This window comes from Streptomyces sp. TAA040, assembly GCF_000424845.1.
The window spans coordinates 149,783-163,039 of the sequence record NZ_KE384254.1; the positions used below are offsets into that span (position 1 = coordinate 149,783).

The 13,257-nt window shown below is 72.8% G+C and carries 12 protein-coding genes and 3 pseudogenes; 14 read left to right on the forward strand and 1 reads right to left on the reverse strand.

Going from position 1 to position 13,257, the window contains the following annotated elements; all coding sequences use genetic code 11:
• Position 1 precedes the first annotated feature (1 nt).
• The 14 genes and pseudogenes from H300_RS31295 to H300_RS31690 form a co-directional block, all read left to right on the forward strand.
• A pseudogene (locus H300_RS31295) lies at positions 2-160 on the forward strand (helix-turn-helix domain-containing protein); the annotation flags it as partial.
• A 226-nt stretch (positions 161-386) separates the two neighbouring features.
• Positions 387-929 (forward strand): DapH/DapD/GlmU-related protein, encoded by a 543-nt coding sequence (locus H300_RS0122445; protein ID WP_028429166.1) that lies wholly within the window; start codon positions 387-389, stop codon positions 927-929.
• A 361-nt stretch (positions 930-1,290) separates the two neighbouring features.
• Positions 1,291-1,383, forward strand: a pseudogene (locus H300_RS32780) (iron chelate uptake ABC transporter family permease subunit); the annotation flags it as partial.
• A gap of 333 nt (positions 1,384-1,716) precedes the next feature.
• A pseudogene (locus tag H300_RS32785) lies at positions 1,717-2,942 on the forward strand (iron chelate uptake ABC transporter family permease subunit); the annotation flags it as partial.
• A 343-nt stretch (positions 2,943-3,285) separates the two neighbouring features.
• Positions 3,286-4,314, forward strand: a complete 1,029-nt coding sequence (gene argC, locus H300_RS0122460) for an N-acetyl-gamma-glutamyl-phosphate reductase (RefSeq protein ID WP_028429167.1) — start codon at positions 3,286-3,288, stop codon at positions 4,312-4,314.
• Positions 4,315-4,387: 73 nt separating this feature from the next.
• Positions 4,388-5,539, forward strand: a complete 1,152-nt coding sequence (gene argJ, locus H300_RS0122465) for a bifunctional glutamate N-acetyltransferase/amino-acid acetyltransferase ArgJ (protein ID WP_028429168.1) — start codon at positions 4,388-4,390, stop codon at positions 5,537-5,539.
• Positions 5,536-6,435 (forward strand): acetylglutamate kinase, encoded by a 900-nt coding sequence (argB, locus tag H300_RS0122470; protein WP_028429169.1) that lies wholly within the window; start codon positions 5,536-5,538, stop codon positions 6,433-6,435. Before argJ ends, argB begins: the two co-directional genes overlap by 4 nt.
• Before the next feature lie 89 nt (positions 6,436-6,524).
• Entirely contained in the window at positions 6,525-7,676 is a 1,152-nt protein-coding gene (locus H300_RS0122475) for an acetylornithine transaminase (protein WP_051270326.1), read from the forward strand.
• A gap of 2 nt (positions 7,677-7,678) precedes the next feature.
• Positions 7,679-8,206: an arginine repressor gene (locus H300_RS0122480; protein WP_028429171.1), complete on the forward strand. Its 528-nt coding sequence runs from the start codon at positions 7,679-7,681 to the stop codon at positions 8,204-8,206.
• 128 nt (positions 8,207-8,334) lie between these two features.
• Positions 8,335-9,531, forward strand: a complete 1,197-nt coding sequence (locus H300_RS0122485) for an argininosuccinate synthase (protein WP_028429172.1) — start codon at positions 8,335-8,337, stop codon at positions 9,529-9,531.
• Positions 9,532-9,679: 148 nt separating this feature from the next.
• A complete protein-coding gene (gene argH / locus H300_RS0122490) occupies positions 9,680-11,152 on the forward strand; it encodes an argininosuccinate lyase (protein ID WP_028429173.1) in 1,473 nt (490 codons plus the stop codon).
• A 259-nt stretch (positions 11,153-11,411) separates the two neighbouring features.
• On the forward strand, positions 11,412-11,702 hold the full coding sequence (locus tag H300_RS30775) for a helix-turn-helix domain-containing protein (RefSeq protein WP_158678433.1): 291 nt from the start codon (positions 11,412-11,414) through the stop codon (positions 11,700-11,702).
• A gap of 61 nt (positions 11,703-11,763) precedes the next feature.
• On the forward strand, positions 11,764-12,054 hold the full coding sequence (locus H300_RS31685) for an aldo-keto reductase family protein (protein ID WP_028429174.1): 291 nt from the start codon (positions 11,764-11,766) through the stop codon (positions 12,052-12,054).
• A 61-nt stretch (positions 12,055-12,115) separates the two neighbouring features.
• A complete protein-coding gene (locus tag H300_RS31690) occupies positions 12,116-12,268 on the forward strand; it encodes an aldo-keto reductase family protein (RefSeq protein ID WP_158678434.1) in 153 nt (50 codons plus the stop codon).
• A 66-nt stretch (positions 12,269-12,334) separates the two neighbouring features.
• Here the strand turns inward: H300_RS31690 and H300_RS0122505 are convergent, their stop codons facing one another.
• Complete coding sequence (locus H300_RS0122505) at positions 12,335-13,051, reverse strand: lysophospholipid acyltransferase family protein (protein ID WP_051270295.1); 717 nt, start codon at positions 13,049-13,051, stop codon at positions 12,335-12,337.
• Positions 13,052-13,257: the final 206 nt, after the last annotated feature.

Here is a 13,257-nt window from a genome sequence, read left to right on the forward strand (position 1 = left end):
GGTCGCCGGGGTGCGTGCCCAGTACGCGGTGGCCCTGCTCACCCGGGGCTGGGAGGTGGATCTCGTCGCCGAGGAGGTCGGCTACCGCTCGGCGAGTGCGTTCGGTGCGGCCTTCCGCCGTACGACGGAAATGATGCCGGGCACCTTCCGCCCCTGCTGAACCCCGCCGCGCCCGCGGCCCGCGTCGGCCGACGGCACGGCCCGGCCCTGTGCGGACGGGGTGTGCCGGACAGCGATTCCACGGCGGTGGCCGCAGGCGGTCAGTGACCGCAGGACGGGATGTCCGGTGTGGTCGCCGTGCCGGACCGCCGCCCCCGCCGCCACTTTCTGACTTCGATCATCCGGTGAGTCTTGCTCCGGTGCCGGTACACAGAGAGGATCATGGCATGCCCAGCGACCGTCTCATGCGCATCCACAGCGCCGAGTTCCAGGCCATGGCCGAGCGGGTCCTGCGGGTTACGGAGCTCACCTCCCGCCTGAACGTCCTGCCTTTCGAAGACGAAGCGGGCAAGGCGGAACTCTTCGAACAGATCCTCGGCAGGTCGCTGCCGCCGAGAGTCACGATCTATCCGCCCTTCTTCACGGACCATGGTCTGAACCTCGACCTCGCCGAACGCGTCTTCATCAACCAGAACTGCACGTTCCTGGACTATGCCGGCATCCGACTCGGCGAGCGCGTGATGATCGGGCCGAAGGTCACGTTCATCACCGGCGGCCACCCGGTCGACCCCGGGGAGCGGCGGCTGTACCTCACCGGCGCGCCCATCGACGTGGCAGAGAATGTGTGGATCGGTGCCGGTGCCACGGTCATGCCCGGCGTCAGCATCGGTCGTGACGCCGTGGTCGCCGCCGGCGCAGTCGTGGCCGACGACGTTCCCCCGGCAAGCCTGGTGACCGGAGGCAAGGCGACCGTGCACCGGAAGTGGTGACGGCGGAGCCACGCCGAATCCGGCTACGGGCAGCCATGGCCCCGTCGGAAGCAAGGAACTCCTCCACGAAGCAACTGGCTCCAGTCCAGGAACGAGAGGAGTGTCGCTCGCTCACAGGCCCTTTGGGGTCGCTCGTCTAGTGGTGCACTCCGGGGTGACGTCCGTGGTGTAGCGGACATCCGAAGAGTCTCGTCTTCGCCACCCTTCATGGCATGACGCCACGCAGTCGCACCCGCAAGCGCCTCCGCGCTCGCACGGGCTTCGCCGCCCATCCCCGCTTCCGCAGGCGACCCGGTCTGTTCCCCGCAGCGGCATGCCCTGGGCGCGGAGGCCTTCGCGCCCGCCCCGAGCGTGCCGGCTGATGGTGGGCATCGACCACCGATGGCTGCTGCCGTTCTCCGCGCTCACCGGCGCCGTCCTGCTGACCGCTGCGGACGTCCTCGGACGCATCGTGGCGCGGCCCGCCGAGGTCGACGTGGGCATCGTCACGGCGCTGATCGGCGGCCCCGTTCTTCATCTACACCGTTCGTCGTCAGAAGGTGCGCGCCCTGTGAACGCCCCCTCCACCGCCCGCAATTCCGCCGACGGCCCCCCCCGCACCGGCCGGGCCGCCGCCGAGGGGACCGCCACCCGGGCGCCCGTCGCCGAGCCGTCCGCGACGGGTCCGCCCGTCGCCGAGCCGGCCGCCGTCCGGGCGGTGACCCGCGGCCGGATCCGGGGCGCCTCCCGCCGCCGCGTCGTGCTCGTGCTCGCCCTGCTCACCGTCGCCGCGTTCGCCGCGACCCTGATGGTCGGGCAGACCTTCTACCCGCCGGGGGAAGTGACCCGGGTGATCCTCGGCGACCAGGTCCCGGGCGCGTCGTTCACCGTTGGACGGCTGCGGCTGCCCCGCGCGGTCCTCGCCGTGACGGCCGGGTTCAGCTTCGGCACGGCCGGAGTCACCTTCCAGACCATGCTCCGCAACCCGCTCGCCAGCCCCGACGTCATCGGCATCAGCTCGGGCGCGAGCGCCGCCGCGGCCCTCGCCATCGTGACCCTCTCGCTCGACGAGACGCAGGTCTCCGTCCTGGCCATCTCCGCCGCGCTGGCCGTCGCCCTGCTGGTTTACGTCCTGGCCCTCCGGGACGGGGTCGTCGGCACCCGCCTCATCCTGATCGGCATCGGGATCTCCGCGATGCTCGACAGCGTCACGTCCTACGTCCTCTCCCGGGCCGCCGAGTGGGACCTCCAGGAAGCCATGCGCTGGCTGACCGGGCGCCTGAACGGTACGGGCTGGGAGCAGACCGTCGTCACGGCAGTCGTCGGCGCCAACGCCTGCGGGAAGTCGGCACTCCTGCGCTCGATGTCCCGGCTGCTCGCGCCCCGGGAGGGCCGCGTCGTGCTGGCGGGCAGGTGCACCGCCTGCCCGCCAAGCAGCTCGCGCGCACCCGGGGACTGCTGCCGCAGTCCCCGGGTGCGCGCGAGGGCATCACCGTGCTCGATCTGGTCGGCCGCGGCCGCCACCCCCACCAGGGCGTCTTCACCCGTTGGAGCGGGAAGGACGACGCCGCCGTGGTGTCGGCCCTGGAGGTGACGCAGACGACCGAGCTGGCCGGCCGCTCCGTCGACGAACTCTCCGGCGGCCAGCGGCAGCGGGTGTGGATCGCCATGGCGCTGGCCCAGCAGACCGAGCTTCTGATGCTCGACGAGCCGATCACCTTCCTCGACGCCAGCCACCAGATCGAGGTGCTCGACCTGCTCACCGACCTGAACCGGGCGCGGGGGACGACCATCGTGATGGTCCTGCACGACCTCAACCTCGCCGCCCGGTACGCGGACCACCTCGTCGCCCTCGCGGCGGGGCGCATCCACTCCTCGGGTGCACCCGGCGAGGTCCTCACCCAGGAGATGGTGGCGGCGGTGTTCGGCCCGAAGAGCCGGATCATCGAGGACCCGGTCTCCGGCAGACCCCTCGTGCTGCCCCTCGGCAGGCACCACGTCCGTCCCGAGGCCGCAGCCCCGGCCGGGGCTGCCCGGGAGGGTTCGGCTCCGGCGGGGGGCGGTGGAGGCCGCGCAGCCGTCCCGCCGCTGACCGCCGCCGCACCCGCCTCCACCCGCCTCCACCCGCCCGCATCCGCCCTCCGCGTCGAGGCCGAGCGTGCCGTTCAGGATCTCCAGGGGGTGCGGCCAGCCGTCCCCGGGCCGCAGGCCGTCCCGCAGCCACGCATCCCCCTCGTACTCCGTGACCCGCTGATCCACGTGGCCTGAGCCCGACGGGATCTTCGCTCATCGGTCGGGGCCGGGCGGTGTCCGTCGACTACTGATTGCATAAACGTTCCCTGCTTCGTATAGTCATGCCATCGAGGAGGAGGGTCCGATGGTGGTACGTGCGGCGGTTGCGGGAGCGAGCGGGTACGCGGGGGGTGAGGTCCTGCGCCTGCTGCTGCAGCATCCCGAGGTCGAGATCGGGGCGCTGACGGGCGCCTCGAACGCCGGGCAGCGGCTGGGGGCGCTCCAGCCCCAGTTGCCGGATCTGGCCGACCGGGTGCTGGAGCCGACCGAGGCATCGGTGCTGTCCGGGCACGACGTGGTCTTCCTCGCCCTGCCGCACGGCCAGTCGGCCGCGGTGGCGGAGCAGCTGGGCGACGCGGCGCTGATCGTCGACTGCGGAGCCGACTTCCGGCTCTCCGACGCCGCTGCCTGGACGAAGTACTACGGGACGGAGCACGCTGGCACCTGGCCGTACGGGCTGCCCGAGCTCGCCGGTGCCCGTACGGGGCTGTACGGCACCCGCCGGATCGCCGTCCCCGGCTGCTACCCCACCGCCGTCTCGCTGTCCCTGGCTCCGGCGTACGCGACCGGGCTGGCCGAGCCGGAGGCGGTGGTCGTGGCCGCCACCGGAACCTCCGGCGCCGGGAAGGCGCTGAAGCCGCACCTGCTCGGCAGCGAGGTGATGGGCTCGATGAGCCCCTACGGCGTCGGCGGGGTCCACCGGCACACACCGGAGATGATCCAGAACCTCTCGGCCGCCGCGGGGGAGCCGGTCACGGTCTCCTTCACCCCGACGCTCGCACCGATGCCGCGCGGCATCCTCGCCACCTGCTCCGCGAAGGCCCGGGACGGCGTCACGGGCGCGGACCTGCGTGCCGCCTACCGGCAGGCCTACGACACCGAGCGCTTCGTCCGGCTGCTCCCGGAGGGGCAGTGGCCGTCGACGGCCTCCGTCCACGGCTCGAACAACGTGCTGCTCCAGGTCGCGCTGGACGAGGCCGCCGGGCGGATCTTGGTGATCGGCGCCCTCGACAACCTGACGAAGGGCACCGCCGGCGGCGCGGTGCAGAGCATGAACATCGCCCTCGGTCTGTCCGAGGGGCTCGGCCTCCCCGCTGCGGGCATCGCCCCGTGACCACCGGCCCGGCACCGACCACCACGCCCGCACCGCCCGGCGGAGCGGGCTCGCACCCGTACGAGGAGACACAGTGAGCGTGACAGCGGCCAAGGGGTTCACCGCGGCGGGCGTCGCCGCGGGGATCAAGGAGAGCGGTGGACCGGACCTTGCGCTGGTGGTCAATCGCGGGCCGCGCCTGGCGGCAGCCGGTGTCTTCACCTCGAACCGGGTCAAGGCCGCGCCGGTGCTCTGGTCCGAGCAGGTGGTCGGCGGCGGCCAGGTCTCGGCAGTCGTGCTGAACGCGGGTGGCGCCAACGCCTGTACCGGCCCGCGGGGCTTCCAGGACACCCACGCGACCGCCGAGAAAGCGGCCGGCGTGCTGGGCCACAGCGCGGCGGAGGTCGCCGTGGCCTCGACGGGGCTGATCGGCATCCGGTTGCCGATGGACCGCCTGCTTCCCGGCATCGACACGGCTGCGGCCGAGCTGTCGCCGGAGGGCGGCGAGCAGGCGGCCGTCGCCATCATGACCACCGACACCGTGCACAAGACTGCGGTGGCAGAGGGGGACGGCTGGACGGTAGGCGGCATGGCGAAGGGCGCCGGCATGCTGGCGCCGGGCCTCGCCACCATGCTGGTGGTGCTCACCACGGACGCCGACCTGCCGGCCGGCGACCTGGACAGCGCCCTGCGGGCCGCCACGCGCACGACCTTCGACCGGATCGACTCCGACGGCTGCATGTCGACCAACGACACCGTGCTGCTGCTGGCCTCCGGTGCGTCCGGCGTGGTCCCGGACGCCGACGCGTTCGCCGAGACCGTCCGCGCGGTCTGCGCCGACCTGGCACTCCGGCTGGTCCGGGACGCCGAAGGGGCCGCGAAGGACATCCGTATCGAGGTGGTCGGCGCCGCGACCGAGGACGACGCGGTCGAAGTCGGCCGGTCGATCGCCCGGAACAACCTGTTCAAGTGCGCGGTGCACGGCGAGGACCCCAACTGGGGGCGGGTGCTCTCCGCCATCGGCACCACCGCGGCCGCATTCGAGCCGGACCGGCTCGCGGTCGCCATCAACGACGTCTGGGTGTGCCGGGCGGGTTCCGTGGGGGAGGACCGCGACCTGGTCGACATGGGTTCGCGGGAGGTGCGCGTCACCGCCGACCTCGCGGCCGGGGAACGCTCTGCGGTCGTGTGGACGAACGACCTGACCGCCGACTACGTCCACGAGAACAGCGCGTACTCGTCATGAGCACCCGCAAGCACACCGCGCTGCCCAAGGCCCGCACTCTCATCGAGGCGCTGCCCTGGCTCACCCGGCACCACGGCCGGACCGTCGTGATCAAGTTCGGCGGCAACGCCATGGTGGACGAGGAACTCAAGGCCGCCTTCGCCCAGGACGTCGTCTTCCTGCGGCACGCCGGTCTGCGTCCGGTCGTGGTGCACGGCGGCGGACCGCAGATCACCGCGCAGTTGGAACGGCACGGGCTGACGTCGGAGTTCCGGGCAGGGCTGCGGGTCACCACCCCGGAGACCATGGACGTGGTGCGGATGGTGCTGGCGGGGCAGGTGCAGCGCGAGCTGGTCGGCCTGCTCAACCAGCACGGCCCGTGGGCCGTAGGCATGACCGGCGAGGACGCGCACACCATGACGGCCACCAAGCGCTACGCCGACCTCGACGGCGAGCGTGTCGACCTCGGCCGGGTCGGCGACATCACCGAGGTGGACGCCGGCGCGATCGAGGCGCTGCTGGACAACGGCCGTATCCCGGTCGTCTCCTCGATCGCCCGCAGCGCCGACGACGCGCACGTCTACAACATCAACGCCGACACGGCGGCCGCGGCCCTGGCCGCCGCACTGGGCGCGGAAACCCTGATGGTCCTGACCGACGTCGAGGGGCTCTACGCGGACTGGCCGCGCAGCGACGACGTCGTCAGCCGGCTCACCGTCAGCGAACTGGAGCGGCTGCTGCCGGACCTGGCCAGCGGCATGGTGCCCAAGATGGAGGGCTGCCTGCACGCCGTCCGCAACGGGGTGGGCAACGCCCGCGTCATCGACGGCCGGGTGCAGCACTCCATCCTGCTGGAGATTTTCACCGACGAGGGCATCGGCACCATGGTCGTGCCGGACGAGGAGGAGACCCCGTGAGCAGCACCGGCCGGACCGGCGGAGCCCCGACCGCGCCCGCAGGCGCCCCCGCCGGGGAGCGTCTGACGCGGCGCTGGCAGGGCGCGTTGATGAACAACTACGGCACTCCGCGGGTGCCGCTCACGCACGGCGAGGGCGCCCGGCTGTGGGACGCGGACGGCCGGGAGTACCTCGACCTGATCGGGGGTATCGCGGTGAACGCGCTGGGGACCGGGCACCCGGCGCTCGTCCGAGCGGTCTCCGACCAGGTCGCCACCCTGGGCCATGTGTCGAACCTGTTCATCGCCGAACCGCCGGTGGCGCTGGCCGAGCGGCTGCTGCACCTGGCCGGCCGGGACGGCGCGGTCTACTTCTGCAACTCGGGCGCGGAGGCGGTCGAGGCCGCCTTCAAGATCGGACGCCGCACCGGGCGCACCGGGATGGTCGCCACCCGGGGCGGTTTCCACGGCCGCACCATGGGTGCGCTGGCACTCACCGGCCAGCCCGCGAAGCAGGAACCGTTCCTCCCGCTCCCCGGCGAAGTCGTCCACGTGCCCTTCGGTGACGTCGAGGCGCTGCGCTCGGCCGTCACCGAGGACACCGCACTGCTGATCGTCGAGCCCGTCCAGGGCGAGAACGGCGTGGTGGTGCCCCCGGACGGCTACCTGTCCGCCGCCCGGGAGATCACCCGGGCGACCGGCACCCTGCTCGTCGTGGACGAGATCCAGACCGGCATCGGCCGGACAGGCCACTGGTTCGCCTGCCGGGCCGAGGGCGTGGAACCGGACGTGATCACCCTCGCCAAGGGGCTGGCCGGCGGCATGCCGATCGGCGCGACCCTGGCGTTCGGCCGGGCGGCGGAACTGCTGGGGCCCGGCCAGCACGGGTCGACGTTCGGCGGCAACCCGGTCTCCTGCGCCGCCGCCCTGGCGGTTCTGGACACCATCGAGGCCGAGGGCCTGCTCGCCCACGTCACCCGAACGGGCGACCGCCTGCGGCAGGCGATCCGGAACCTCGGGCACCCGCTCATCGACCGGGTCCGCGGCGCCGGGCTGCTGCTGGGCGTGGTGCTCACCGAGCCGGTGGCGGCCGAGGTGCAGCGGGCCGCTCAGGAGGCGGGCTTCCTGGTGAACGCACCGTTGCCCGATGTCGTCCGGCTGGCCCCGCCGCTCGTGCTCGGCGAGTCGGAGGCGGACTCCTTCGTCCGGGCGCTGCCCGCCGTGCTGGACAGCGCCGACCCGACCCGCCGGACGGGGGAGTGACGATGAGCGAGGAGCAGTTCGGGGGCCAGGCCGTGCCCCAGACCAGAGCGGCCCGGCACCGCCGGATCGTGGACATCCTCAACCGGCAGCCGGTGCGCTCGCAGAGCCAGCTTGCGAGACTGCTCGCCGACGACGGCCTGACGGTCACCCAGGCGACGCTCTCCCGCGATCTGGACGAACTGGGCGCCGTCAAGATCCGCAACGCGGGCGGCGAGTTGATCTACGCGGTGCCGGGCGAGGGCGGCGACCGGACCCCGAGGCCGCCGATGGGCGAGTCGGCGACCGAGGCCAGGATGGCGCGGCTCGCCGGTGAGCTGCTGATCTCGGCCGAGGCCTCGGCCAATCTGGTGGTGCTGCGCACTCCGCCGGGCGCGGCCCAGTTCTTCGCCTCCGCGGTCGACCAGGCCGAGCTGCACGAGATCATCGGGACCCTCGCCGGGGACGACACGCTCCTGCTGATCAGCCGCGATCCGGACGGTGGTCAGGCCCTCGCCGACCACCTGCTCCGTCTGGCCCAGAAGGCGGTCTGAGCCGTCCGCCCCGCGGGCGCCGACCTGCCCCGCAGGCCTTCGACCGGCTGGAACGCCGTGTTTTGACGGAAACATACGCCACGGTGCATACTTATGCCTGTCACCGTATGAATTGTTAGGAGAACCCCGTGACCGAGCGCGTAGTACTCGCCTACTCCGGTGGCCTGGACACGTCCGTCTGCATCGGCTGGATCGCCGAGGAGACCGGAGCCGAGGTCGTCGCCGTCGCCGTGGACGTCGGCCAGGGCGGCGAGGACCTCGAAGTGATCCGCAAGCGCGCGCTCGCCTGCGGGGCCGTCGAGGCCGAGGTCGCCGACGCCAAGGACGAGTTCGCCGAGGAGTACTGCCTCCCGGCGATCAAGGCCAACGCCCTCTACATGGACCGCTACCCGCTGGTGTCGGCGCTCTCCCGGCCGACCATCGTGCGGCACCTGGTGGCCGCCGCCCGCAAGCACGGCGCCTCCACCGTCGCGCACGGCTGCACCGGCAAGGGCAACGACCAGGTCAGGTTCGAGGCCGGCATCGCCTCCCTCGCCCCGGACCTCACGTGCATCGCCCCGGTGCGGGACTACGCGATGACGCGGGACAAGGCCATCGCCTTCTGTGAGGAGAAGGGCCTGCCGATCGCCACCAGCAAGAAGTCGCCCTACTCCATCGACCAGAACGTCTTCGGGCGCGCGGTGGAGACCGGCTTCCTGGAGGACATCTGGAACGCCCCGATCGAGGACGTCTACGAGTACACCGCCGACCCGGGCGTCCCGCGGGAGTCCGACGAGGTCGTCCTCACCTTCGACCAGGGGGTGCCGGTCGCGATCGACGGCCGCCCGGTCACCGTCCTGGAGGCGATCCAGCAGCTCAACGAGCGGGCCGGCGCCCAGGGCATCGGCCGGATCGACATGGTCGAGGACCGCCTGGTCGGCATCAAGTCCCGCGAGGTGTACGAGTCCCCGGGCGGGATCGCGCTGATCGCCGCCCACCAGGAGCTGGAGAACGTCACCGTCGAGCGCGAGCTGGCCCGCTACAAGCGGCAGGTGGAGCAGCGCTGGACCGAGCTGGTCTACGACGGCCTGTGGTTCTCACCGCTCAAGCGCGCCCTGGACGGCTTCATCGACGAGGCGAACCAGCACGTCAGCGGTGAGATCCGGATGACCCTGCACGGGGGCCGCGCGGTGGTCACCGGTCGGCGGTCGGAGAAGTCGCTGTACGACTTCAACCTCGCGACCTACGACTCCGGCGACACCTTCGACCAGTCCCTGTCCAAGGGCTTCATCGAGATCTTCGGCATGTCGAGCAAGATCGCCGCCAAGCGGGACCAGGCCGGATGACGCGCGCGCCGCGGCCCGCCGGGCCGCGGCGCCGCTCTCCTCGGCGCGGCCATCCGAGAACCGCATCCGAGTCCACCGGAGTGCACACCACCGCACCGCAGCCGACCGCACCAGCCCCATCAGCCCCACCACGAGGAGTTCGACAGCGATGAGCGACCAAGCCCGCCAGCCGGCCCCGGACAGCGGGCTGCGCCTGTGGGGCGGCCGGTTCGCGGACGGCCCGTCCGAGGCGCTGGCCAGGCTGAGCGCCTCGGTGCACTTCGACTGGTGCCTCGCCCCCTACGACATCGAGGGCTCCCGCGCCCACGCCCGCGCCCTGCACACGGCGGGCCTGCTCAACCGGGACGAGCTGGACCGGATGCTGGCCGGGCTGGACCGGCTGCTCGCCGACGTGACGGACGGCGGCTTCACGGGCACGGTCGCCGACGAGGACGTGCACACCGCGCTGGAGCGCGGTCTGCTGGAACGCGTCGGCGCCGACCTGGGCGGCAAGCTCCGCGCCGGACGCTCCCGCAACGACCAGGTCGCCACCCTCTTCCGGATGTACCTGCGCGACCACGCGCGGACGCTCGCCGGGCTGGTCGCCGACCTCCAGGAGGCCCTGGTCGGGCTGGCTGAGGCCCACCCGGCCGCGGTGATGCCGGGCCGCACCCACCTCCAGCACGCGCAGCCGGTGCTCTTCGCCCACCACGTCCTCGCCCACGCCCAGGCGTTGGGCCGGGACGCGGAGCGGCTGCGGCAGTGGGACGACCGCACGGCCGTCTCGCCCTACGGCTCCGGCGCGCTCGCCGGCTCCTCGCTCGGGCTGGACCCGCAGGCGGTGGCCGCCGACCTCGGCTTCGAGCACGGCTCGGCCGCCAACTCCATCGACGGCACCGCCTCCCGCGACTTCGCCGCGGAGTTCGCCTTCGTCACCGCCATGATCGGCGTCGACCTCTCCCGGATCGCCGAGGAGGTGATCCTGTGGAACACCAAGGAGTTCTCCTTCGTCACCCTGCACGACGCCTTCTCCACCGGGTCGTCGATCATGCCGCAGAAGAAGAATCCGGACATCGCCGAACTGGCGCGAGGCAAGTCGGGCCGCCTGATCGGGAACCTCACCGGCCTGATGGCGACCCTCAAGGCGCTCCCGCTCGCCTACAACCGCGACCTCCAGGAGGACAAGGAGCCGGTCATCGACTCCTGCGACCAACTGGAGGTCCTGCTCCCCGCTTTCACCGGCATGATGGCGACCCTCACGGTCCACACCGACCGGATGGCCGCACTGGCACCGGCCGGTTTCTCGCTGGCCACCGACGTCGCCGAGTGGCTGGTCCGACAGGGCGTCCCCTTCCGGGTGGCGCACGAGGTCGCGGGGGAGTGCGTCAGGGAGTGCGAGCGGGCCGGCGTCGAGCTGGACGAGCTGACCGACGAGCAGTTCGCCGCGATCTCCCCGCACCTCACCCCCCAGGTGCGCGAGGTGCTCGACGTGCCCGGCGCGCTGGCCTCCCGCAGCGGCCGGGGCGGCACGGCGCCCGCCGCGGTGGCGGTGCAACTGGACGAGGTCCGGGCCGACCTGAAGCGGCAGCGGGCCTGGGCGGACGGCGGCCGCCGGGTGACCGGCACCGCGGCCGCCGGCTGACCCGCGGCCGGCTGCGGGTCCGTTGGGACTCCGCAGCCGGGCCGGTGGCCCGGCCCGGCACCGGGGGAGCACCGGATGTCGTTCGACCGTCCGGGAGCCGCGCCCATCCCGACCGCAGGCCTCGGGCTGGGGCTGGCGGCCGTGGGCCGACCCGGATACGTCGACCTGAACCGGGGCCGGGACCTCCCCGCGGACCGCCGGTCGAGGCCCTGCGGGCCCGTTTTGGGTTCCGACGGTCCTCGCAGCACCCGCGATCCCAGTGGGCCTGACGGCCTCGGAGAAGCAACTCCATCCTCGGCTTCTGACGCTTGCCGAGCGCGAGACGGTCCGCGACCTCCACGCGACGGGTCGGCCGCCGCGGGCGATCGGGCGGCCCCTGGGACGGCCGGCGAGTACGGTCAAGCGGGAGATCGAGGCGAACTCGGGCCCGCGAGGGCTACCCGCCCTACGTCGCTCACCGGGCGGCGGCCTCGGGCAGGCCCCGGCCCAAGGACCACGGGGTCGCCACGTTCGACACGCAGCGCGCGGAGACGGCCGCACTGCCCGGTGACCGGCCGACGTCTACCAGGTGCACTCCGTCACCCCCCGACAGCCCTGCGCTGACCGACCCGGTGCTGCACGAGCGGCTCGCGGAGCTGAGGGAGCAGGGCGTCGCCGTCGGTTTCTCCACGAGCGGTCCGCAGCAGGCGGCGGCCGTCGGCGCGGCCATGAACATCACGGTTGCCGGACGGGCGCTCTTCGAGTCCTTGCAGTGCACCTCCAACCTGCTGGAGCAGCCCGCGGCGCCGGCTCTCGCCGACGCTCACGCCGCCGGGCTGACCGGTCATCGTCAAGGAGGCGGCGGCCAACGGGCGGCCGGCCGGCCCCGAAGCGCCGCCCGTTCTCCTGCGCGCCAGTCGTGAGCTGGAGACCGGCCAGGACGCGCTGGCGCTCGCGGTACCCGACCGCCCCTGGGCGTCCGTCGTGCTGTCCGGAGCCGCCCCCACCGTGCAACTGCTCGGCAACCTGCGGGCGGTGGCGGTCGACCTGGACGGGGGCCGGTCGGCGGAGCTGCACGCCGCGGCCGAGGAGCCCGCCGCCTCCTGGCGGTACCGCGCCGCCCTGCGCTGGCACTGACGGCCCGTACGGGGCGGCTCACCCCGTCGGGGCCGCCCCCTTCCGGGCGGGGGACGGGAGGGGGCGTCAGGCGGCCTTCGCCTTCGTGGCGTACATGTCGACGTACTCCTGGCCGGAGAGCCGCATGACCTCGCTCATCACCTCGTCCGTGACCGCGCGGAGCACGTAGCGGTCCCGGTCCATGCCCTCGTACCGGGAGAAGTCCAGCGGAGTCCCGAAACGGACGGTGATCCGGTGCCCGCGGCCCAGCCGCGGCATGCCGCGCCCGCCCGGCTGCACCCGGTCGGTGCCGATCATCGCGAAGGGGACGACCGGTGCGCCGGTCATCAGCGCCAACCGCGCGATCCCGGTCCGGCCGCGGTAGAGGCGCCCGTCGGGGGAGCGGGTGCCCTCCGGGTAGATGCCGAACACCTTGCCCTCCTCCAGGACCCGGCGGCCGGTCATCAGGGCCGCGACCCCGCCGCGCCCGCCGTCCCGGTCGACCGGGATCATGCCCGCGCCGGTGAAGAACCAGGCCATCAGCCGCCCCTTGAGGCTGGTGCCGGTGACGTACTCGTCCTTGCCGATGAAGAAGACCCGCCGCCTGCTCACGAGCGGGAGGATCATCGAGTCGATGAAGGTCAGGTGGTTCCCGGCCAGGATGACCGGACCCTCGCCGGGGATCGACTCGCCTCCCTGCACCTGGGGACGGAACAGGACACGCAGCAGCGGGCCGAGCAGCGCCTTGATGAACAGGAAACGCGGTGTCACGGGGTATTCAGCCTCCGGTCTCGAACGGAACATCGCGCAAGGCCGCGCAGCGAAGGACAATACTCGCGTTCCGTGTCTGTTCGCTCGCCGGGGCGGAACCGCACCGGACATCCCGAGGCCGGCTGCGGGGTGTTTCCGCCGTGTTTTGCCCGTCTTCCTCCACCGGACGACCCACCGCGCCTACGCTTCTCGCCGTCACCTGCCCACAGCGGGGGCGCCGTTCGCCGCTTCGGCGGCCA